This is a genomic window from Maricaulis sp. D1M11, from assembly GCF_047308265.1.
GTDB lineage: Bacteria > Pseudomonadota > Alphaproteobacteria > Caulobacterales > Maricaulaceae > Maricaulis.
On record NZ_JBKQWY010000007.1, the window covers coordinates 222736 to 244777 of the forward strand.

The window sequence follows — 22042 nt, forward strand, 5'->3', positions numbered from 1 at the left end:
CGGCGAGTCCCCTTCACCATTGCCGCAGGAAAGAATGCGGCTTAGGTCTCATCCCATGGCAGACTCGATGGGCAATACGCCAGAATACTCGGTTTCCGAATTGGCCGGAGCGGTCAAGCGGACCGTGGAAGATGCATTCGGACACGTGCGTGTGCGCGGCGAGCTGGGGCGTGTGACCATCGCCAAATCCGGCCATGTCTATTTCGATATCAAGGATGATCGTGCGGTCATCAATGCCATTGCCTGGAAAGGCACGGCCGCCCGTTTCCGCTTCCGACCGGAGGAAGGTCTGGAGGTGATCATCGAAGGGCGCATGTCCACCTATCCGGGCCGCTCCCAGTATCAGTTGATCGTCGACACGATGGAACCCGCCGGTGCCGGTGCGCTGATGGCCTTGCTGGAAGAGCGCAAGAAAGCGCTCGCTGCCGAAGGTCTGTTCGCTACCGAGCGGAAACAGGCCCTGCCTTTTTTGCCACAGACGATCGGTGTGGTGACATCGCCGACCGGCGCGGTGATTCGCGATATTCTGCACCGTGTGCGTGACCGGTTTCCGCGTCATGTTCTTGTCTGGCCGGTACTGGTGCAGGGCGATCAGGCGGCGACACAGATCGCAGGCGCCATTCGCGGGTTTAATGCGCTGACAGATGCGAGTGCGATTCCGCGCCCGGACGTGTTGATTGTTGCGCGGGGTGGCGGATCAATCGAGGATTTATGGGCTTTCAACGAAGAGGTCGTCGTGCGGGCCGCGGCGGAGTCACAGATTCCGCTGATCTCGGCTGTGGGCCACGAGACCGATACCACGCTGATCGATTTCGTTTCAGACCGACGGGCGCCCACTCCCACCGGGGCGGCAGAAATGGCGGTCCCGGTCCGTGTCGATCTGGTCGCCAGTCTTCAGGACTATAATGCGCGCCTGGTCTCGGGACTGTCTCGCCTTCTGGAACGCCGCCGTACGGAATTGCGCGGACTGGCGCGTGCGCTCCCCAATCCAGTGCAGTTCCTGGCGCTGAAACGACAGGGTTTCGATCTTGTGGCCGAGCGGTTGGACAGTCTTGCCCGGGCCGGCCTCACCGAGCGCCGCAGCCGTCTTGCTGTGGCCGCAGCGGGTCTGAAACCTGCCGCGCTGGAGCGGGATATCCGCCAGAAGCTTGACCGTGCGCGTGATCTGGCCTCGCGACTGGCTCCCGCATTCGCACGGGGTCACAGGGATCGGCGACAGGCGCTGCAGAACTGGGGCGAACGCCTGGATGCCCTGTCACATCAATCCGTGCTCAAGCGTGGATTTGTCCTGGTGCGCGATCATGAGGGTGAGCTGGTTCGCCAGTCCGCCGATCTGAACCACGGGGCTGTTGTGTCTCTGGAGTTCGCAGACGGTCGCCGCGCGGCAACAGTCGGCGAGGGCACCTCCCCGCCACCCCCTGTATCATCTCCGCCGGTCTCGCAGCTCCCAGCATCATCATCCCGAGCCGTGTCCGACAAGAAAACGCCGCGCAAACGGTCCGCAAAGCCCGGTTCACGGTCCTCGGATTCCGGCCAGGGCCAGCTCTTCTGATACCGATGCCTGTCACGTTTCTGCTTCAGTCATTCACGCGTCAGGCAAGCCATGTTAGGACAGGAACATGAGTGATATCAGCACGTCTTTTGGTGCCGAATTCCAGGGTGAGGCCATCCTCGAATACGGCGATTCAGATTTTATCATCCTCAAGCCGGGCGCTTGGGTGAAGTGTGCCGTAACCGGTGAGAAAATCGCCCTGACCGAGTTGCGATACTGGAATGTCGATGAGCAGGAAGCCTATCGAGACAGCCTTGTCGCGACAGATCGCTGGCGTGAGCTTCACCCCGGACAGGCCCAGACATGATGATCCTCGCCCTGACCCTTGCGTTCCAGACCCTGGAGACGGCCCCGGCCATCGAGGCGGACCAGGCTGCGGACCCCATCGCGGCCCTGCTGGAAACGCGCGAACCGGCCTCTCTGTCACAGGCTCAGCCGCAGACCGGGTGTGTGGGCGAGTTTACGGAAAGTCACTTCATCGCCTGCCAGTACGGGCCGGGAAGTCGTATCAATCTCGGCGGTATCGAGGCGACAGGCGATGTGGCCGGATGGGCCGTCCTGGCCTTGCCGCGTCAGACGGAAACACCTCAGCCCTTCCGCGTAGAACTGGCTGACGGCACTGTCATCGTGGATGAAGTTCGTGAAATTGGTCAACGCGATTACGCGCTTCAACGCGTCAATGGCGTGCCGGGAGCGACGGTCAATCCGGATCCGTCTACTCTGCCGCGGCGTCAGCGAGAATATGCGCAAAAACAGGAAGCCTTCAATTCCGTATGGGACGGGGTGGGGTATCTCGATGGCTTTGTGGAGCCCTCCCAGGGCGTCATGACGGGCGTTTTCGGCTCCGCGCGCATCTACAATGATGGCGCTGAACGCGGTGTGCACTGGGGGATCGACTGGGCCAATCAAACCGGCACGCCGGTCGTGGCGCCCGCTGGAGGCCTTGTGACCCTGGCTGAAGCCGACATGTATTATGAAGGCGGTCTGATCTTTATCGATCACGGCCAGGGCGTGGTGAGTGCTTTCCTGCACCTCAGCGCAGTTCATGTAGAAACCGGCCAGATTGTCGAACAAGGCGAGTTGATCGGCGATATCGGGGCGGGGGGCCGGTCAACCGGTCCGCATCTGGATTGGCGTGTGAAACTGCGCAATCAGTTCTATGCGGATCCGCAAACCCTGCTGGATCTCGACATTCCGACCGAGTGAGTGTTAGGCGCGAGGCTTTTTGTAGACGTCCTTGGCCCAGCGCCGATGCACCCAGAACCATTGTTCCGGTGTTTTGCGAACCTCTTGCTCGACCCAGGCACTGATCCGCGTCACCGTTTCTGAGATGGCGGTTGAACGATCCGGATGTTCGGATTTCTCGATCGGGTCATGCACGATCACACGGAAGCTCGCACCCTCGAGCCGGTGTACGGAGATAGGCACGATATCCAGATCATAACGCAAGGCCAGGCGGGTCGGTCCGGGGGCTGTCATGGCGGGGTGTCCGAAGAAGGGGACGCTGATGCCGTCATTCATCTTCTGATCGTTCATCAAGGCCACGGACTCGCCGCGTTTCAGCGCTGACATGAGTGATTTGGCACCATCTCCGCCCTTGGCCGTGAGAAGCTTGATCCCGTAATCCTGCCGCGTGCCGGTGATCCGATCGTCGATCAACGGATTGTTGGCGGGCCGGTAGGTGATGTGGCAATTGAGCCCGGTCTGCATGATCGCGGCGGCAGCAATCTCCCAGTTCGAGTGATGCATGCCCACCAGAACCAGAGCCTTGTTGGCATCGCGTGCGGCTTCAAGTCGTTCCCGGCCGATGAACTCGACACGGTCATGAAATTCCGGTGTGGCGAACACGCCCATATGCGGCATCTCGCCCGCAAAGCGGCCAAAACTCTCCCACATGCCGTCCAGCAGGCGATCGATCTCTACGGGATCCGCATCAGGAAAGCAGCGCTGCATATTGATGCGCGCGATCTCATGCGTGGGGGTCAGCGGCCCCAATCGCTTGATCAGCGCAGCGCCGGCATCCGAGGCCTCATCGATTGACTTGGCGCGATACCATGCATTGTAGAGATCCCAGGCCAAGGCCTCGAACCGCCAACCGAGCCGTGTCATTCGGCTTGCGTCACGCTGTGCTTCTATCATGAGACAGGTCTAGTCCGCTGGGCGTGCATCGTCCAGCACACGCCGCAAGAGCTCATCGAAGGCAGCTGTATTGGCAAACTCCACCTCAATTGGCCAGACCAGAACCTGTTCCTGGACTGCAGGTGGGAGACGGACCCAGTCTTTCTCCGTTGTGATCAGTCGCGCATCGAGTGCGGCGGCGTGCTGGAACAGCGCATCGATCTCGGCGGTGGTGTAGACATGGTGGTCGGCGAAGCTTTCGGTCCCGACCAGATCGGCGCCGGCCAGTGCGAGGCTGTCGAAGACCTTTTGCGGTTTTCCGATACCGGCAAACGCCAGCAAGGGGCCATCCGGCGGGCGGGCGCACGGGGCCAGCCAGGCGTGGAAAACGGGGATTTCCAACTCGTCCAGTTTCAAGCCTGTATAGTCAGGCAGAGCATCACGATCCGGTGTCATCACCACAATCGCGTCCGCGCGCGCGAGACCCCGCGAGACCGGTTCACGCAAAGGCCCGGCCGGAAAGACACGTCCATTGCCCCAGCCCGAACGACCGTCGATCACCACGAGCGAGGCGGTTTTGGCCAGGCTTGGATTTTGGTGTCCATCATCCATGAGGATGACCGTGGCCCCGTCGGCAGCCATCGCGCGGGCGCCTGCGGGTCGGTCCCGGGAAATCCAGGCTTCGCCGTCGCGGGCCAGAAGGAGCGGTTCATCCCCCACATCCATCGCAGAATGACGATCTGTATCAACACGCAGCGGTCCGGGTTCGCGACCGCCATAACCCCGTGACAGGCAGGCGGGGCGATGCCCCATGTCCGTCAGACAGGCCTGGATATGCCGGGTGAGGGGGGTTTTGCCCGTTCCACCCAGCGTCAGGTTTCCAATACAGATCACGGGAATGCCCGGATCCATGCTGACGGTTTTGTCCAGTCGCCTTTGGCCTGCCCAGGCATACAGAGTCGAGAGAGGCGAGAGCAGGCCGTCGCGGATCCTGTCACTCAGTGTGTGGGACGGACGGGACCAGAAGTCTGGTTCCTTCATGATCGGCTCCCGTGGGGGCCGGGAATGAGGTCGGGTGTGTCGTCATCGCGTGGAGCCAACAAGTCGAACAGGGCCTCAAGCGTACTGGCCATCGCGCCGCCGGATGCCCGGGACAGGACCTGCCGCGCGGTATCGATCTGCGGACCCTGGCCCGTCCAGCTCCGCAGAACCGCATTCGCGATCTCTTCGGCGGAGCTGACTTCCTCTGCGGCTCGCTCGGCGCGGTAGGCCGCGTAGAGATCGTCAAAACTGGCCACATGCGGCCCGGTCAGAACGGCACAGTCTGCGTGTGTCGCCTCGACCGGATTATGCCCGCCAATCCCGTCTTTCAAACTGCCACAGATCAACGCAACCGGGCTGAGGTGAAACCAGATCTGCATTTCGCCCAGCGTATCCGCCAGCCAGACCTCATGGTCGCCAGTGGGAATATCATCGCGACTGCGCCGCACGGCCGACAGTTTGTGCTGTTTGATCATTCGGGCGACAGCATCACCGCGATCGGGATGACGCGGGGCCAGAACGAGCAGCGCATCAGGTTTGTCGGCCAGAATGCGGGCATGGGCGTCGAGCACACGAGCCTCCTCACCCTCATGGGTCGAGGCGGCGAGCCAGACCGGTCGACCGGCCGCGGCCACTTTTGCCCGGCTCAGCTCATGGGCATCCGGAGGCGCCGGCTTGGCCTCCAGTTTCAGATTGCCTGCCAGCGTGACATGTTCGCCCAGAAGATCCTCCAGCCCGTCCCGGGTCTGGTGGTCTGCGGCCCCGATCCAGTCAAAACACGACAGGAGCCAGCGGGCCGTGTCGGGACGTTTGCGCCAGTTTTGCAAGGAGCGGGCATTCATCCGGGCATTGACGAGCGCCATGGGCGTGCCGCGCCGTGCCGTTTCAATGATCAGATTGGGCCAGATCTCGCTTTCCGCGAAGACCGCCAGGTCCGGGCGCCAATGGCTGAGAAACCCCTCAACGGCCGACAGCGTGTCAACGGGAAGATATTGGTGCATGGCGGTGGATGGCAGGCGTTTGCTCATCAATTCGGCCGAGGTGGTCGTGCCGGTGGTGACCAGAAAGCGCAAGGCGGGATCGCGACCGCTCATTTCGTCGACGAGGCTCGCCAGAACGAGGCTTTCCCCCACGCTGGCCCCGTGCATCCAGACCAGCGTCTGTTCAGGCCGAGTGATCGTCGGCCGTCCCAGGCGTTCGTTCAGACGTGCTGTGTCTTCTTTGCCCCGGCGGGCGCGGTGATTGAGCAAGTAAGGCGCGATCGGCGCCGCCAGCCGAATGAGCGCCCGATAGGCGGTCAGGCTGGGAGGCAGGCTCATACACGGGCCTCGTCGAACTTTTGACCTCGCGGATCATCGGCGGGCTGCACCACTTCACCGCCCATGGCCTCATCGGCCTGACGGGTCAGATCCAGCAATTGTCGTTCCATGGCCTCACGGGCCGCTTCCATCTGTGCGCCGGTCGCATCAGCGGGCACATGAATGGGCTCGCCCCAGATGATTATGCCCCGGGTGAAAAAATGCGGCAGGGCATGGCGATCCCAGGCCTTGGACAGGACGGTCTTGCGTCTGGTCGACCAGGTGAAGGGCACGATCGGCACACCGGTATCGCGCGCCATGCACACAGCACCAAAGCCGGCACGCATGCGCGGTCCACGCGGGCCGTCGGGCGTCACCACACCACATCCGCCCGAATTGAGATGCGCGACCATCTGCCGGTAGGCATTGCTGCCGCCCTTGTTCTTGTGGGCCTTGGCCTTGTTGTGTGACGAACCGCGTACCAGTCCCACCTTGTACCAGCGGGCAAAGCGGGCTCCGATTTCGCCTTCCCGCGATTTCGAGGCCAGGGCAACCATGCGATCGCGGTGTTTATACCAGCCCTGCAGGGCCATTAGGATGCGGCCATGCCACACCACGCCGAGGATGGGCTGGTTCTTTGCCCACACCTCGTGAATGTATTCATCACCGCGCACCTCCCAGCGAATGGAGTGGCGTACGGTTTCGACATAGATCATGGCCAGGAAGCCCACGATCTCCTGCATCCAGGCACGGGAGAGCAATCGTTTCAACATAACCCTGTCTTGCTCGCTCCCTGCGGCCAAAAGGTCAAGCACCTGTCGCGGTTGCCGCGACGCATTCTTGCGCGTACATGCGGGGAAACAAGGATGCATGGCTATGAGTTACGATCTTTCCAATCCCGCGGACCGGGAGCGCGCCTACAAGGATCTGATGTGGAAGGACCACGGAATCCTCCGCAAACGCTTTCACAACATGCACGAGGTGGGCGGTGGCATGTGGCGGTCCAACCAGCCCTCGCCCGAGCGTCTGGAAGAGTTGGCGGACCAGGGCTTCAAGACCATTCTCAATGTGCGCGGAACGCAGCCCCATGCGTGCTATTATGCACTTGAACGTGATGCGTGTGATCGTCTGGGTCTGGAGATGCATGATCTGCCGTTCGGATCGCGCGAAGCCCCCTATGTTGATCGGATCGAACGGGCCGTGGAGATTTTTCACTCGATCCAGTATCCCGCGCTGATCCATTGCAAATCCGGTGCGGACCGGGCGGGAATCATCTCGGTGCTTTATCTCCTGACCAAGGAAAACAAGCCGTTCGAAGACGCGATTCGCCACCTCTCCTTGAAATATCTGCACGTCAAGGCGGGCAAGACAGGCATGCTCGACTATTTCTTCGAAACCTATCGCCAGTTCAATGCGCATACGCCCATGGATTTCATGACCTGGGTGCGGACGGAATATGACCGTATGGCAGTGCATAACGGCTTCATGGCGAGCTGGTGGGGCTCAATCCTCACTGAGGGAATCCTGCGCCGGGAATAGGCCGGGTATTTTTTATACCCCCTTGATTCATCAGATATGAGCCCATTTTCCCACAGCTCTGATGCACATTAATCCGCGTTAACCATGTTGGCGGGGCGTGTCCGCCGACTGGCGCAGCGGAGTGGGACATGGCGGAAATCATCGTCAGAGAGCCGGAGCAGATCGACCGGTTCCAGCAATTGAACTTTATCCTGTCACGTGAGGGGCAGAGCGGGTTTCTCAAGGCGTTTGTCAATCAGACGGCCCGGCTTCTTAACGCCGATTTCCTGTTCGTGGCGCGGATCAATCCGAACCGCAATCGCATGCGCACGCTTCACGCCAGTGCGCGCGGCGAGCCGGTCGAGAATTTTGGCTATGAGCTGGATGACACGCCCTGCGCCAATACGATGCATTCCGGCGCCTGCATGTATGAAGATCATGTCGCGCGCTCTTTCCCTCGTGACTACATGCTCGAGGAGATGGGTATCCGGGGTTATGTCGGCATGCCACTGTTTCGGGGCGCACAGGCGGTCGGGATCATCGTGGCGCTTTTCCGGTCTCCCCTCGTGGATGGTGAGGGCGTTCTGAAAGTCTTCTCCCATTATCGTCGCCGGTTAGCGTCGGATATTATCGAGCGTGAGGCGGGTGAACGGTCGAGGCTGGTGCTGGCCGGTACGTCGGACGGTGCGTGGGACTGGGACCGCCAGACCGAACAGGTCTTCATGTCAGCTCGCTTCCGGAGCCTTCTTGGATATCATGCGCGCGATTGCAGCGAGCCGTTTGATCGTCTTGAAAGCCTGGTTCACAAGGATGATCGTGATCGAATGCGCGCAGCGCTGGCGGCCCATTTTACCCGCGGGCAGGCGTTCGACCTGTGTGTCCGTCTTCTGAAGGTCGGCGGTCAGTATCGCTGGTTCCGCATGCGCGGCGAAGCCCTGCGCTCGGCGGACGGGGATGTCATTCGCATGGCCGGAGCGATTACCAACATCCACGACCTTGTGGAAGCGCGCCAACAGGCCACCGAGGCCAGTCGGGCCAAGTCCCGCTTCCTCTCGACACTCAGCCATGAAATCCGCACACCCCTGAACGCGGTCATCGGGTTGTCTGGCCTTCTATCCACGGGAGATCTCAGCGAGGAACAGGCCGAGATGGTGACGGAAATCTCCGGTGCCGGCCAAAGCCTCTTGGGAATTCTCAATGACCTGCTCGACCTGGCTGGACTGGAATCGGGACGGTTCGATATCCGTCACGACCGGTTCGCGTTAACGGACCTGCTGCAGCGTGTGGCCTCGCCCTATCAGCGCAAGGCCGCGGAGAAAGGGCTCGCTTTCCACCTCGATCTGGATCCCTGTCTGGAGCGCGAAGTGTGCGGGGACGAGGATCGCGTGGCGCAGATCCTGTCTCACATCCTGGGCAATGCGGTGAAATTCACCGAACGGGGAGAGATCCGCCTGCGCGCACTGATCCAGCAGGACCAGGACGGCCATCATCACCTCTGCTTCCAGATCAGTGACACCGGCGTTGGCATGGACGACGCGCTCATGGCGCAGATCTTCCATCCTTTCTTCCAGAATGAGGATGAGCTCTCTCGCCAGTTCGGCGGGGCAGGGCTGGGACTGGCGATTGCACAGAAATTGGCCGAGCTGATGCGAGGGGAGATCACGGTCGAGAGTGCGCCGGGCGCAGGATCCCTGTTCCAGTTCACCATGCCGGTCGAGGAGTGCCGTGAGCCCTGCGAGGACTAGGTCTCGCTGCCAAATTGCATCCGGCACAGCTTGGCATAGACACCGGCACGAGCGATCAGCGCGTCATGCGTTCCGCTCTCGGCGATCCGTCCCTTGTCCATGACATAGATCCGATCCGCATTTCGTACAGTGGACAGGCGGTGGGCGATGACCAGGGTCGTGCGGTCCTGGGAGAGGCGTTCCAAGGCGTCCTGCACCCGGCGTTCACTCTCCGTGTCCAGCGCACTTGTGGCTTCGTCCAGAAGAAGAACGGGCGCATTTTTGAGAATAGCGCGGGCGATTGAAACCCTCTGGCGCTGTCCGCCTGAAAGAAGCCCGCCCCGGGGGCCGACCGGGCTGTCATAGCCGTCCGGCAAGTCGCGAATAAACGTGTCGGCATCCGCCGCGCGGGCGGCATCGACCACGGCCTCATCCGACGCGTCCAGCTGTCCAAGGCGTATATTGGCAGCGATGGTGTCGTCGAACAGAGTGATATCCTGACTGACAAGCGCGAGTTGACGACGCAACGAGGTCAGATTGACGGCACGGACGTCCTGACCATCGATCGAGACCTCGCCGACGCTGACATCATAGAGCCTCGGAATGAGGTTCAGGATGGTTGATTTGCCAGACCCGGACGCCCCGACCAGGGCGATGGTTTCACCCGGCCGGGCTTCCAGGCTCACCTCATCGAGGGCGAGGGATCCGTCGGGATAGGTGAAGCTGACCGCGTCAAACCGGACATGTCCGCCCGATGGCGTAAGATCCGGCGCGTTCAGGGCGGGTTGGATATGATCTTGTGTATCGAGCAGGTGGAAGACCCGGTCGAGCACAGCAAATCCTTCCTGCACGATGCTGTTGAGCGTGCCCAGGGCCCGGATCGCCGGAGACATGACACCGATACCGGTCAGAACGCCGAGGATGTTTCCGATGGATGTGTCGCCGGACAGCAGACGCCAACCCGCAAAGGCAACCAGCCCGGCAAGGGCGATACCGCCGACCATCTCCAGAATGGGATCAACCCGCGCCTTGTTTTCAGTGATGCGAAACAGAAATTTCAGTCGATCCGCGAACGCCCGGCTGGCCCGTGTGCTCTCATACTCTTCCAGTCCATAGGTCTTGACCATACGGGCTCCGGAGAAGCTTTCCTCGAGCTGGCTGGTCACATCGCCCATCTGGCTTTGGGCCTGGGAAGAGGTCTTGCGCAATCTCTCTCCGATCCGCACGACCGGATAGAATGCGATGGGATAGACGACGAGGATCATCGCCGTGAGCATCCAGTCCAGATAGAGCATCCAGCCAATGGCGCCGAGCACCGTCAGTGTATCGCGCACCAGATTATTGGCGAGCCGCACCAGGGTTTCGCGTAACAGTGTGATGTCATTGGTGAAACGCGAAACCAGATTGCCAACAGGTTCGGCTTGGAGCCGGGCAAAATCGGCATGAACCAGCTTGGCAAACATGGCGTTCTGCAGGTCCTGCATCACGTTCAGGGCCAGGCGATTGGTCTGTACGGTTTGCAGATAGAGGCTGAGCGCGCGTATGCCCGCCAGGCTGACAATGACGATGGGGGCCAGCGGGAAAAAGCCGGGATCCTGGGCATCGAGCAGATCGAACGTCCAGGCAATCAAACCGGCATAGCTGGCCGCGGCGCCCGCGGTGATTGCCGAAAACAGCAATCCGAGCGCCAGTATACCGGGATGGTGCGACACCCAGTCTCGCCAGAGGCGACGACCCAGCTGGCCTGTCGTCTGTTCAGTGGGGGTGTCGCTCTTGGTCACCGGTTCGGCCGGATCAGGACTTCTTCTCGGTCGACGGATCGAGAAGCTTGTGGGCATGGATGATGAAATAGCGCATGTGGGCATTGTCCACGGTGCGTTGTGCGGCGCCTTTCCAGGCCGCGCGGGCTTCGGCAAGGGTGCCGAATGCGCCGACAAAATCGATGTCGTCGAGATCCTTGAACTGGGTGGTGGTCGGGTCGACCTCAGACAGTTCGCCGCCAATAACCAGGTGAAGCAGCTGGGTGTCAGGATTGTTCATGGCGTATCCTCAAGTCTTGGCCCGCAGGCCGTTCTACAGTCCGCCCACAGACAGGGCATCGACAAACAGGCTGGGCGCATTGCTGGCACCCCAGAATTTCAGGTCGCTGGCCGGTTCCAGACGCGCAAAGATGTCAATCAGATTGCCCGCCACTGTGATCTCGGACACCGGTTCGCTGATGACGCCCTTGCGGATCCGGTAGCCGGACACGCCGACCGACCAGTCGCCGGTATTGGAGTTGAGCGAGGGACCAAACATTTCCATCAGCAGGACGCCATCATCAATCGCGGTGATCATGTCCTCGCGCGAGCGAGGGCCGGCGTCCAGATGGATATTGGTCGGACCTGCTCCGGCGGGTCCCCCCATTGCGCGCCGGGCATGGCCGGTTGGCGGCAGACCCAGTTGGCGCGCAGATGACAGGTTCAGGAGCCAGCCGGTCAGGCGGCCTTGTTCGATGAGGTGCGAGCGCTGGTTCGCCAGGCCTTCGCCATCGAACGGTGCAGAGCCATGCCCCCAGTCGCGGTGCGGATCATCAATGATGGAGACGGTGTCGCTGAACACGGGCTGATCGAGCTTGTCGCGCAGGAAGGAGACGCCCCGGGCAATGGCAGGCCCTGTGATGGCGCCGGCAAAGGCCGACAGGAAGGTTGCGGCGATGCGGCGGTCAAAAATCACCGGATAGCTGCCGCTCTCCATCTTTTGCGGACCCACACGACGGGCCGTTCGTTCGCCGGCTTCCTGGCCAATCTCGTTCAGATCGCGCAACATGTCTGGGCGGCGTGCACTGGTCGCGGCATAGTCGCGTTCCATGGCCCCGTCTTTCTCGGCGATAACACTGGCACCATAGCTGAACATGCTTTTGCGCCAGCCATGATTGAAACCGGCAGACGTGGCGTGGGCGGCGGCACCCTGGCCCTGGCTGGCAAAGGCGCTGTCCGTCATCGTGACGCCTTCGATCGCGCGCGCGGCCTGTTCGACGGCAATGGCATGGGCTTCCAGCTCGGCGGGCCCCCATAGGGTTTCGTCGAAGAGTTTCAGCTCCGGTGGCTGGTTCACCAGCTGGTCGGGACTGGCAAGGCCGGTATACGGGTCTTCGGTGGCGGCCCGGGCCATGGCAATGGCGCGTTCGACAGCGGCCTCGCACCCGGCGGCCGACAGATCGGAAAAACCGACCCCGGCTTGTTGCTGGCCCACAAAGACCCGAATTCCCGCATCAATGCTTTCCGAGCGTTCGATATCTTCCAGTTGCCCGTCGCGCACAGACAGTTCTGTGGAACGGCTTTCAGCCAGCGCAGCTTCAGCGGCATCGGCACCCTTGTCCTGGGCGAGTTTGACTAGCGAAGCCGCCAGGTCCTGGAGACGGGCTGGGTCGGGAGCGTTGAGCGTGTCGGTCATGAGCGGGCTATACCCTTGTCAGGTGGGTGAATTCAATCGGTGAGATCAGGTTAGAAACTGGAGGGAAGAAGGGCCTGGAGAATGAGCCACAGGGCACAGCCGATATAGACGAGCCAGGTCAGCAACGTACCGGTGAACCGGCCGAAGGTGCGGCCGGGCTTGGTCAACAGGCCGGTCCCGTGAAGGATGCGGGCAATCGTCAGCGTGCCCCCCGCCAGGTGCAGGCCCCAATGGGGTGTTTCGATGAGGGCCATGACCACCAGGGCGATCAGAGCCATGGGCAGGTATTCTGTGGCATTGCCATGTGACCGGGTGGCCTGCAGCAGACGTTCATCATCACCATGGCCGAGTGAGACCTGGCTGCGGCGACGATGGCTTACGACAATTCCCGCCAGTACGAGAATGATGAGCAGATTCAGGCCGACATAGAGGCCGGCAATTTGAAGATCAGACATGTGTCCCCCAATTCTCGCTCCGATCCGTGTGTCCCTGTTCGGAGCTAGGTGTCGTCACCATCCTCTTCAGGTGGTGGAAGTGTGGTGGCCTGCCGGATGGCGTCTGCCAGGACACGGGGTTCCTGGGCGCCGGAGACGGCGAGCTGGCCGTTGAAAATGAAAGTGGGCACGCCCGATACACCGAGCTTGCGATAGAAGACTTCCTCGTCCCAGACGTCCTTGGCATCGCGGTCTGTCGCCAGGAGTTCGGATATGATGGCGTCGTCGAGCCCCGCTTCCCCCGCCAGCGCCGCCAGGATGTCCGTCTGGCCGATATCGCGTCCTTCTTCGAAAAAGGCCTGGAAGGTGCGCTCCGCGAACGCCTCACCATGGCCCTGACCGGCCGCCCAGCGCATGACGCGGTGTGCCTTGAGTGTATTGGGGCGATGCGTGATCTGGTCGAAATTGAACTTGATGCCAACCGCCGGGCCCGCGGCTTCAAGATGGCTGCGCATCTGTTTCCAGATATCGGCTTTTTCGCCGTCGAACTTGGCCTTCATATAGTCGCGATACGGGCGGCCTTCGGGTGGAAGCGTCGGGTCGAGCTGATAGGGGCGCCAGACACTGTCGATCTTGATGCCTTTCTGGGCGTCCAGGGCCTGTTCCCAATAGCGCTTGCCAAGCCAGCACCAGGGGCACACGAAATCTGCGACGATGTCGACGGAAACTGCATGGGTCATGGCGTCAGACTTAGGACGCTTTGACAAAAAATGCGAGGGAGAAGGCCTGTAATTCCAACCGGTGTGTCATCCCCTGTCTCTTCAGACTACACGCCAATGGAGACTTTATGTGACAGGGGATGACCTCCCACCGGTGTTCATGTAGGCCTAGGCCGTAATGTCCAGCAGACGCTGCTGCATATCGCCAGCGGTTCGCGCGACGGTCGCGCTCGCGGCGTGGAGTTGCTCCGCTTGCTTGATGGCGATCGCAGGCTGGATCACATCCTCGCCCTTGGCAGCGGCATCAACCAGATGTCGTCCCTGGTGAGCCAGTTGCGAGTGCGCGGCCATCATGCCTTGAAGCGCGGTGTTCATGGCAATGTTCATGCAGGGAGGCTAGCGCCTGCATCGCCACTCGGCGAGCGCAGATTGGCAGGACGGTTAGCGCTTTCCTGCTTTTTCTTGACGAATTTGTGACTTCGCGCAAAGCTGAAGAAAACCGTGGGGACAGATCATGTGGTGGGTGCGAACGCTGGCGATTATCGCGAGCCTTGTCTTGCTGGGGGCGTGCGCCGTGTTCGGCTGGGGCTGGGCGCCGGACATCGAGCGGCGTGTCCTGATCTCGGACTATACCAATTCTGCGTCCCGTTTTCTAACAGCTGAGCCCGGCTTGCACATCCATGTGCGTGATGAGGGGTGTTTGACCTGTCCTGCGATCATGCTCGTGCATGGGTCCAACGCATCGCTTCATACCTGGGAGCCGTGGGTCAGCCTTCTGGGCGATGAGTGGCGGCTGGTTTCGCTCGACCTGCCCGGACATGGGCTGACAGGACCGCATCCCACCGGGGATTACTCCCTGGACGGGGCGGTGGAGGTTGTTGAATTCGTCCGCTCCGAACTCGGGCTGGACCGCATGCATCTCGCGGGCAATTCGCGCGGGGGGCGTGTCGCGCTCCACTATGCCCAGGCACATCCCGACCACCTGGACAGTCTGGCTCTCATCGCCGCAAGCGGTGTGCCGCCTGCCGAGGAAGCTGAGCCCGAGACCGAGAGCCTGGCCTACCGCATGGCTCAGAGCCCGACGCTGGGCCCGGTTCTGACGCGCTTTCTGCCCCGCAGCTGGGTGGAGACGGGTGTGCGGGACAGTTTTGTGGATCAGGGTGTGGTGACCGAACGCATGATCGATCGCTATTGGCATTTGCTGCGGCATCCGGGAAATCGCCAGGCGACACTGACGCGCTACGCATTACCACGCGATTATTCGGCCTATGAACGCGCTGCTGAGGTCGCGCTCCCCGTATTGTTGATGTGGGGGGAGGCGGATGCGCTGGTTCCGGTCGAGCATGCGCATGCCTTCGGGCGTGCTCTGCCGCTGTCGCGGGTGTTGATCTATCCGGGGGTGGGCCATGTGCCGATGGAAGAGATCCCGGAGCAGAGCGCGACCGACTATGTCGGCTTCCTGAACGCGCTCGATAGTCTTTCAACGGCGCAAGATGTGGCCAGTGTCCGCTGAAACAGCGGATGTGGGATGGATTTCCTGTAGTTCCCGGTGACATTGGCCGCGGCTTGGTGCAAAAACCAAGATCTCGACATATTGGTCTGAAAGGGACAAATCCATGAGCGATACTTCGCCGAAAAGCCTGCTGGTTGCGTTTGAACTGACGGAAACCGATCTGGCCTGGTTCCGTGAACGCCTTGAAAAGGCTCGCGAAGCTCACGGCGATGGCGATGAGGCGGCCATCATTGATGGTGCGTTTGCCATGTCCACTCAGGCGCTGGACGCCAATCCTCCGGCCTTCGTGGCTGAGCGCCTCGCGCGTCTCACGCCGCTCATTGCCATGCTGCGCGATGAGGACTGGCGTCTGGAAGGCGATGACCGTGCCCGCGTGCTCGATGCACTGGCCTATTTTGCCGATCCGGAAGACCTGATCCCGGACCGTATTCCGGGCATTGGCTATCTGGACGACGCGATCATGATCGATCTGGTTGCGACCGAACTCGCCCCCGAGATCGAAGCCTATGAAGACTTCGTGGCGCACCGCGAGGACCTGCAGTCCGGCGCAGATCCGGAACTGCCGACCCTCGAAGAGGCCCGCAAGGTCATGCAGGGTCGCATGCGTCGTCGCCGCTCCCGTAACCGTACGGGTGGGTCGCGCATGTCCTCGATCAGCTTCGGCGGTTCCGTCGTTCGCTTCTAGGTCGGTCTCGACCTAAACGGCTCTCAGGGCTGGCCGGCGGGATTTCAGAAACTCGCCGGTTGCCCGGGCCGCCTGCCGGATGCGCTGCTCATTCTCGACCAGCGCCAGCCGCACAAAACCCTCTCCATGTTCGCCAAAACCAATGCCGGGAGCCACGGCAACGCCGGCTTCGCGCATCAGGTGTTTGGAGAATTCCAGCGATCCCATCTCCTCGCATCCTGCAGGCAGGGGCGCCCAGGCAAACATGGACGCTTCGGGCACGGGAATATCCCAGCCCGCGCGTCCGAAGCTCTCCACCAGAACATCGCGGCGTGATTTATAGATGGCCCGGACCTCGTCGACACAGTCCTGCGGACCATCCAGTGCAGCGCAGGCGGCAACCTGGATCGGCGTGTAGGCCCCATAGTCGAGATAGGATTTCACGCGGGCGAGGGCGCCCACTAGCTTGGATGACCCGGCTGCGAAACCAACGCGGAATCCGGCCATGGAATAGGTTTTCGACATCGAGGTGAACTCGATCGTGCGCTCCTTGGCGCCGGGGACCTGAAGCACTGACGGGGTCGGCGTGTCGCCAAAATAGATCTCCGAATAGGCCAGGTCCGACAGGATGTAGAGATCATGCTGTTTCGCGAAGGCGACCACTTTTTCATAGAAGGCGAGGTCCGCCGTCTGGGCCGTCGGGTTGGACGGATAACACACGACCAGGGCGATCGGCTTGGGAACAGAATGGCGGACGGCGTGATCCAGACCGTCCAGATAGGCCTCGGGCGACGGGGCAGGCACGTGCCGGATCGTGCCGCCGGCAATGAGAAAGCCGAATGTATGGATCGGATAAGACGGGGAGGGAGCCAGAACAATGTCACCTGGCGCCGTGATCGCCTGGGCCAAGTTGGCAAAGCCCTCTTTCGAACCCAGGGTGACAATGGTCTCGCTGTCGCAGTCCAGATCCACACCGAAACGACGCTTGTAATAGCGGGCATGGGATCGACGCAGACCGGCAATGCCCCTGGACGCAGAATACCCGTTGGTCCGGGCCTTGTGGGCCGTGTCGTTCAGTTTTTCCAGAATATGGGCGGGCACGGGCAGATCGGGATTTCCCATCCCGAAATCGATGATGTCTGCACCATTTGACCGCAAATCGGCCTTGAGGCGATTCACTTCTTCGAAAACATAGGGCGGTAAGCGCTTTGTGCGGTGAAAATCCATGTGTCTGTCCGCTTTCATCGGAAATTATCCCATTTTCGCCCTGTGTTTTCGACGAGGCAAGAGGCTAGGCACAGTCTCCGGCCAAAAACGGGCAGAAAGACGGGCAGGGGCAGACAAAAAAACGGCCCCGCCGGGGCGGAGCCGTTTCGTGTAAAGACGCCGTGCCTGTCTATTCGGCCGGCTCAAGGGCGGGATAATCGGTGTATCCCTCGGCTCCCCCGCCATAATAGGTGTCGGGATTGCCCTCATTGAGCGGTGCTCCAGTCCGGATGCGTTCAACGAGGTCCGGATTGGCAATGTAGTCACGACCAAACGTCACAGCGTCGGCATGCCCGTTCTCAATCGCAGCCTTTGCGCTGTCCGGCGTGTAGCCACCATTGGCGATATAGACGCCTGTCCAGGCCTTGCGGACGGCCGTATTGATCGCGTCCGCATTCTCTAGTCCTTCGGCGCCGGGAAATGCCTCGACGATATGGAGGAAAGCGAGATTGAACCCGTTGAGCATGTTGGCCGCCGCAATGAATGTCGCCTGGGGATCCGCATCGCTCATATCATTGAAGCTTCCCGTGGGGGACAGGCGGACACCGACACGGTCAGACCCAATCGCTTCGGTCACGCCGGTCACGACCTCTTTGAGCAGGCGCAGACGGTTCTCCACGGATCCACCATACTCATCTTCGCGATGGTTGGAGCCCGACTTGATGAACTGGTCGATGAGATAGCCATTGGCGGCGTGGATCTCGACACCGTCAAATCCCGCATCCATCGCGTTTTGTGCGGCCTGGACATAGTCCGCAACAAGCGTCGGGATTTCGTCGCGGGTCAGCGCGCGCGGTTCGTCCGTATCCACCGGCCCGGTGGCAATGAAGGTCTGGGCCTGGGCGCGGATTGCGGACGGCGCAACAGGCTGGGCATTGTCGGGCAAGAGGCTGGAATGGCTGATCCGGCCCACATGCCACAGCTGAAGCACGATCTTGCCGCCTTTGGCATGAACACCATCGGTGATCTCACGCCATTTCGCGACCTGGTCTGCGGAATGAATGCCGGGCGTATTGATATAGCCCTTGCCCATGGGCGAAATCTGGGTTGCTTCGGTAAAGATCAGGCCGGCCGATGCGCGTTGGGCATAGTATTCGGCAGCGAACTCTCCGGGCACACCGTCCGGCTGGGCGCGATTGCGGGTGAGCGGCGCCATTTGAATGCGATTGCGCGTGTCGATACGGCCCAGTGTCAGCGGGTCGAAGAGGGTGGGGGTGGTCATGCGTATCTCCCGATTTTGTACAAGCATGAATAAAACCGAGAGATCAGTTAGGAAGCCCCGAAGGTCTCGTAAAGGGCCTGTTTCAAATTTAGGAACAGAGGGCGGAAAAACAAGTTTGCGCTAACGGGTGCAAAAATGTGGATAGCCGTCATGCATATGACGTCAAGGCTTTGCAAAAGCAGGAGTTTCCGCCTAGCGTTCCGGCATCAGAGGTGTCGTTCCGGCACCTTCTTTTGCTTCCGGTGCGTTAATCCCGACGCGCATCGCAAACGGCCCGCCTCCTCTTCAGGGACGGGCCGTCATGCGGTTCAGGACCTCGTTGATATACGTCTAGACCAGGTTCTTGATGTCCGACGAGAAGCTCGGATAGGCATAAATCGTTGATTTCAGCTGGCTGACGGTCACGCCATGCGCCATCGCAAAGGCGAAGGTGTGAATGAGATCATCGGCATTGTGACCAATAAGGTGAGCGCCGATGATGCGGTCCGTGGTTTCATCAATCAACACTTTCGACCAGGCGAGCTTCTCCGCATAGGATTTGCCGGAGAACCAGGTGGTCATATCATTCACCGCCACGCGCAGGGTGTCTGTGGTCTCGCGTGCCTGCGCCTCGGTCAGGCCAACACTGGCAAAGCTGGGCACAGTGTAGACTGCGCTCGGCAGGACCGAGTAGTCGGGAACCTCCCGGGTATCGTTGAGGATGTTTCGCCCCACCAGCTGGCCCTCATGGGTCGCGACCGGCGAGAGTTGCGGCGTGTGGACGAGCGCATCACCCACCACCCAAACGGCTGGATTGGATGTGGATTGCAGGTGCGGATGCACATCCACGCGCACGCCATCAAAGCCGACCCCGGCCGCCTCAAGGTCCAGCCCGGCGACATTGGCGATGCGTCCGGCACCATTGATCACCTGGTCGGCCACAATCGTACGGGCTTCGCCGTCAGCATTGGTGTAACGCAAACGGCGTTTGCCGGCGTTCTCAAAGACGCCTTCGACCCGAACACCCGTCTCGACATGGACGCCCAGGGCCTCCGTGGCCTGACGCAGCTGGTCGACGGCATCGCTATCGAGGCGCGGCAGGAGTTGCGGGGCCACTTCCAGGATCGTGACATTCGTGCCGGCGCGGGCATAGATGTGCGCAAATTCAAGCGCAATCACGCCGCCGCCGACAAAAACGACACTGTCCGGCTGTGTGCGCTGGGCGAGCACCTCGTCCGAGGTGATCATCAGCTCCGCGCCTTCAATGGGCAGGGGGCGCGGCGTCGACCCCGTGGCGATAATGATGTTTGTGGCAGTCAGAACCGTGTCGCCCACTGTGACCTCGTTCCGGCCCGTAAAGCGCGCCTTGCCCTTGAAGACCGTGCCGCGCGTGTTGGCCAGGCCTTCCATGGCACCGGGGATAAAGCCAATCATGTCATCCTTGCGGTCGATCAGTGCGGCCCAGTCCAAGCGCGGTTCTCCCACCGAAATGCCATGGGCGGAAGCCTTGGAGATCGCATCCAGTGATGCCGCGGCCGCGACCAGGACTTTTTTCGGCGTACAGCCGCGATTGGGGCAGGTGCCCCCGAACTCCGCTTCTTCGACGAAGGCGATGGACTGGCCCGCTTCAGCCAGAACGGAGGAAACGCCAAAACCGGCATTGCCGCCGCCAATAATGAGGGTGTCAAAATGTGTGCTCATGATATGCCCCTTGAGCGAAATGTGACCGTGTGGTTCGGGCGAAATCGCCCTGTGGCCGCACAGTTGGGGGCTGTTCGATCACGAAAAAACCACCCTACCTATCACTAGGTTGTGAGCGGGCGGGGACGGAGAAGGCGGCGTTTCAGCGGCACCCGCTTGGGCGGGCAAGGCGAGGTTGTCCTGTGTCGTCAGGTGGAATCCATTTAGGCAATTCCAAAGTGGGCGGGGAGACAGGGTCGGCCGGGCCGACCCTGTCTCATGCTTCATTCGCAGCGTAGAACGACGCGCAGCTTGGCCTTGATGGTTGTGGTGGGTGTGCCGAATTCTTCTTTATCGGTCACCTGGCTGGACAGGGTGAGCAGTTCGATGCCCGGACACCGAATGGTTTTCGAAGCCGTATCCGGAGAGCCGACATCATCATAATAATCATCTTCCGTCGGCGTCATGCCGATGGTGATGGCTTGGTTTTGACCGCACAGACCGCTCGTGGCGGAAGCCAGTAAGACGGGCGGGTTTTGTACATTGCGTCCTGCTACCAGGTCTTTGGCCGTCACCCGTGGGATCTTGATCGCAGCCCCGTTGATCGTCGCGGTAAAATCGATGAACCAGTCATCACCGACGGATGTATCTGCCAGATCAATTTCTTCCAGATAGATATAGATCTTGCATGGTGCGGTTTCGCCGCCCTTGAGGTCGTCATTCGGCACTTTTTGGGATTGCTCATACATGTCATCCAGCGTGTCGAGTACGTGGGCGATCATTTCGAGCAGGACCTTGTTTTTCGAGGCGCCGGCAAAAAGCTTGAGTAATTTCACGAGGTATTTCTTAACCTTGGCAAAACCCTCCAATGAAAATTTGCTGCCGGTGGGGGCAAAGTAGACGGGCGCGCCATAGAGTCCGACCGCTGCAGTTTGCAGGGCCATGACGGGATCGTCGGTGGTCACCATCTCCACCAGGGCATCGCCTTCAACCGGCATGTTGAGGAAGGCCTGGTAGAAATTGGCATATTCGCGCCCGGGGTCGGCGAAAAGCTCACCCTCATAGATGTCCAGCTGGGTGTTGAGCTGTTCGTTCACCGTCCCCATCGCTTCCAGCTCGGCATCGGAAAACTCGCGACGCGAGGCGTGATAGCTGGCAATCATCAGCTGGGATGCCTGCTGCTGCATGGTGCGATATTGGTCGCAGCTTGACACTTCCAGCGCATTGACGACACGGCAGAAGCGGCTGACCAGCATCAGGCCTTGAGTGACCGGCTCCGGCGAGCCAGACATGGAATAATAGTCATTGGACATAATTTACCTCCCTATTCTCCCCCTATGGGAGAATGTAGGTGGCAAGTTTCACGCAAAAATTGATCAGAATCCAAGTCCAATTTATGATGGAATTTTGTGCTAACGCGGTGTCCGGGTGAGTTTGGCGAGGCGTTCGGCCATTCGACCGGCGGCTTCCAGGTCCCTTTCCTTTAGCGATATCATCGCTTCAAACAGGGTTTGAAGGGCGACCTTGTGAAAGAGAACATCCGGACCAGGGTCCAATCTCCGCTCATGGCGTCTTCGGCTCATTCTCATCTCCTCTCATTCGCGTCTCTTTTCGTGTTTTCATGGCAAGCCGAAGCGCTCCACGGCCATTGAACCTGGAGGTGAAGAGGCATGCGGGAGGCGTGACGGGCCAGCTGGAGTTGTAAATGTAAATGGCTCGACAAGCCTCCCGCATACGGAGTTTTCCCGGACGCTCTCGCCCCCGTGTCCAAGCGCGGCGGTATCCCGGTCGGGCGTTTAGTGCCGTTTGACCAACCGCGCCGCCCTGCCGGACTTTCACCGCGTCACCGGTGAAAGGCGGACAGGCTCCGCACACCCAT

The 22042-nt window shown here is 60.8% G+C and carries 22 protein-coding genes; 7 read left to right on the forward strand and 15 right to left on the reverse strand.

The features are described 5' to 3' along the window. The first annotated feature begins 55 nt into the window (after positions 1–55). From xseA to RMQ97_RS12030, 3 genes are all read left to right on the forward strand, one after another. Positions 56–1552, forward strand: coding sequence for an exodeoxyribonuclease VII large subunit (xseA, locus tag RMQ97_RS12020; protein ID WP_413661126.1), 1497 nt, complete (start codon positions 56–58; stop codon positions 1550–1552). A gap of 67 nt (positions 1553–1619) precedes the next feature. Then, positions 1620–1859: a DUF2093 domain-containing protein gene (locus RMQ97_RS12025; protein ID WP_413661127.1), complete on the forward strand. Its 240-nt coding sequence runs from the start codon at positions 1620–1622 to the stop codon at positions 1857–1859. Further along, on the forward strand, positions 1856–2758 hold the full coding sequence (locus RMQ97_RS12030; RefSeq protein ID WP_413661128.1) for a M23 family metallopeptidase: 903 nt from the start codon (positions 1856–1858) through the stop codon (positions 2756–2758). The genes RMQ97_RS12025 and RMQ97_RS12030 overlap by 4 nt, the downstream gene beginning before the upstream one ends. A 3-nt stretch (positions 2759–2761) precedes the next feature. On the opposite strand, the gene RMQ97_RS12035 is transcribed toward RMQ97_RS12030, so the two are convergent. The 4 genes from RMQ97_RS12035 to RMQ97_RS12050 are packed head-to-tail and all read right to left on the reverse strand — an operon-like array spanning position 2762 to position 6782. Next, positions 2762–3661 carry a lysophospholipid acyltransferase family protein gene (locus RMQ97_RS12035; protein WP_413661129.1) on the reverse strand — a complete coding sequence of 300 codons (900 nt, stop codon included), beginning with the start codon at positions 3659–3661 and terminating at the stop codon, positions 2762–2764. Between the two features lie 39 nt (positions 3662–3700). Beyond that, a complete protein-coding gene (lpxK, locus tag RMQ97_RS12040; RefSeq protein ID WP_413661130.1) occupies positions 3701–4711 on the reverse strand; it encodes a tetraacyldisaccharide 4'-kinase in 1011 nt (336 codons plus the stop codon). Beyond that, entirely contained in the window at positions 4708–6030 is a 1323-nt protein-coding gene (locus tag RMQ97_RS12045) for a 3-deoxy-D-manno-octulosonic acid transferase (protein ID WP_413661131.1), read from the reverse strand. Before RMQ97_RS12045 ends, lpxK begins: the two co-directional genes overlap by 4 nt. Next, the gene (locus tag RMQ97_RS12050; protein ID WP_413661132.1) at positions 6027–6782 is read right to left on the reverse strand and encodes a lysophospholipid acyltransferase family protein; all 756 of its coding nucleotides are present in this window, start codon (positions 6780–6782) and stop codon (positions 6027–6029) included. Before RMQ97_RS12050 ends, RMQ97_RS12045 begins: the two co-directional genes overlap by 4 nt. Before the next feature lie 103 nt (positions 6783–6885). On the opposite strand from RMQ97_RS12050, the gene RMQ97_RS12055 reads away from it, so the two are divergent. Next, entirely contained in the window at positions 6886–7548 is a 663-nt protein-coding gene (locus RMQ97_RS12055; protein ID WP_413661133.1) for a fused DSP-PTPase phosphatase/NAD kinase-like protein, read from the forward strand. A gap of 128 nt (positions 7549–7676) precedes the next feature. Then, a complete protein-coding gene (locus RMQ97_RS12060) occupies positions 7677–9272 on the forward strand; it encodes a sensor histidine kinase (protein ID WP_413661134.1) in 1596 nt (531 codons plus the stop codon). On the opposite strand, the gene RMQ97_RS12065 is transcribed toward RMQ97_RS12060, so the two are convergent. The 6 genes from RMQ97_RS12065 to RMQ97_RS12090 all read right to left on the reverse strand — a co-directional run bounded on the left by RMQ97_RS12065 (position 9269) and on the right by RMQ97_RS12090 (position 14214). Continuing rightward, on the reverse strand, positions 9269–11032 hold the full coding sequence (locus RMQ97_RS12065) for an ABC transporter ATP-binding protein (RefSeq protein WP_413661135.1): 1764 nt from the start codon (positions 11030–11032) through the stop codon (positions 9269–9271). The genes RMQ97_RS12060 and RMQ97_RS12065 overlap by 4 nt on opposite strands. A gap of 13 nt (positions 11033–11045) precedes the next feature. Further along, the gene (locus tag RMQ97_RS12070; RefSeq protein WP_413661136.1) at positions 11046–11291 is read right to left on the reverse strand and encodes a DUF4170 domain-containing protein; all 246 of its coding nucleotides are present in this window, start codon (positions 11289–11291) and stop codon (positions 11046–11048) included. Between the two features lie 33 nt (positions 11292–11324). Next, entirely contained in the window at positions 11325–12686 is a 1362-nt protein-coding gene (locus tag RMQ97_RS12075; protein WP_413661137.1) for a TldD/PmbA family protein, read from the reverse strand. 50 nt (positions 12687–12736) lie between these two features. Beyond that, positions 12737–13141, reverse strand: a complete 405-nt coding sequence (locus RMQ97_RS12080; protein WP_413661138.1) for an MAPEG family protein — start codon at positions 13139–13141, stop codon at positions 12737–12739. Between the two features lie 44 nt (positions 13142–13185). Beyond that, the gene (locus RMQ97_RS12085) at positions 13186–13860 is read right to left on the reverse strand and encodes a DsbA family protein (protein WP_413661139.1); all 675 of its coding nucleotides are present in this window, start codon (positions 13858–13860) and stop codon (positions 13186–13188) included. Positions 13861–14007: 147 nt separating this feature from the next. After that, on the reverse strand, positions 14008–14214 hold the full coding sequence (locus RMQ97_RS12090) for a hypothetical protein (RefSeq protein ID WP_413661140.1): 207 nt from the start codon (positions 14212–14214) through the stop codon (positions 14008–14010). A gap of 139 nt (positions 14215–14353) precedes the next feature. Between RMQ97_RS12090 and RMQ97_RS12095 the strand changes: the two genes are divergently transcribed. Together RMQ97_RS12095 and RMQ97_RS12100 are read left to right on the forward strand one after the other, a co-directional pair. After that, entirely contained in the window at positions 14354–15352 is a 999-nt protein-coding gene (locus RMQ97_RS12095; RefSeq protein ID WP_413661141.1) for an alpha/beta fold hydrolase, read from the forward strand. 103 nt (positions 15353–15455) lie between these two features. Then, positions 15456–16037 (forward strand): YkvA family protein, encoded by a 582-nt coding sequence (locus RMQ97_RS12100; protein WP_413661142.1) that lies wholly within the window; start codon positions 15456–15458, stop codon positions 16035–16037. Positions 16038–16049: 12 nt separating this feature from the next. On the opposite strand, the gene RMQ97_RS12105 is transcribed toward RMQ97_RS12100, so the two are convergent. The 5 genes from RMQ97_RS12105 to RMQ97_RS12125 form a co-directional block, all read right to left on the reverse strand. Next, on the reverse strand, positions 16050–17243 hold the full coding sequence (locus RMQ97_RS12105) for an LL-diaminopimelate aminotransferase (protein ID WP_413661143.1): 1194 nt from the start codon (positions 17241–17243) through the stop codon (positions 16050–16052). A gap of 169 nt (positions 17244–17412) precedes the next feature. After that, positions 17413–18504, reverse strand: coding sequence for an alkene reductase (locus RMQ97_RS12110; protein ID WP_413661144.1), 1092 nt, complete (start codon positions 18502–18504; stop codon positions 17413–17415). Positions 18505–18834: 330 nt separating this feature from the next. After that, a complete protein-coding gene (locus RMQ97_RS12115) occupies positions 18835–20184 on the reverse strand; it encodes a dihydrolipoyl dehydrogenase family protein (RefSeq protein ID WP_413661145.1) in 1350 nt (449 codons plus the stop codon). A gap of 263 nt (positions 20185–20447) precedes the next feature. Then, on the reverse strand, positions 20448–21476 hold the full coding sequence (locus tag RMQ97_RS12120) for a hypothetical protein (protein ID WP_413661146.1): 1029 nt from the start codon (positions 21474–21476) through the stop codon (positions 20448–20450). Between the two features lie 99 nt (positions 21477–21575). After that, a complete protein-coding gene (locus RMQ97_RS12125; RefSeq protein WP_413661147.1) occupies positions 21576–21746 on the reverse strand; it encodes a hypothetical protein in 171 nt (56 codons plus the stop codon). Positions 21747–22042 lie beyond the last annotated feature (296 nt).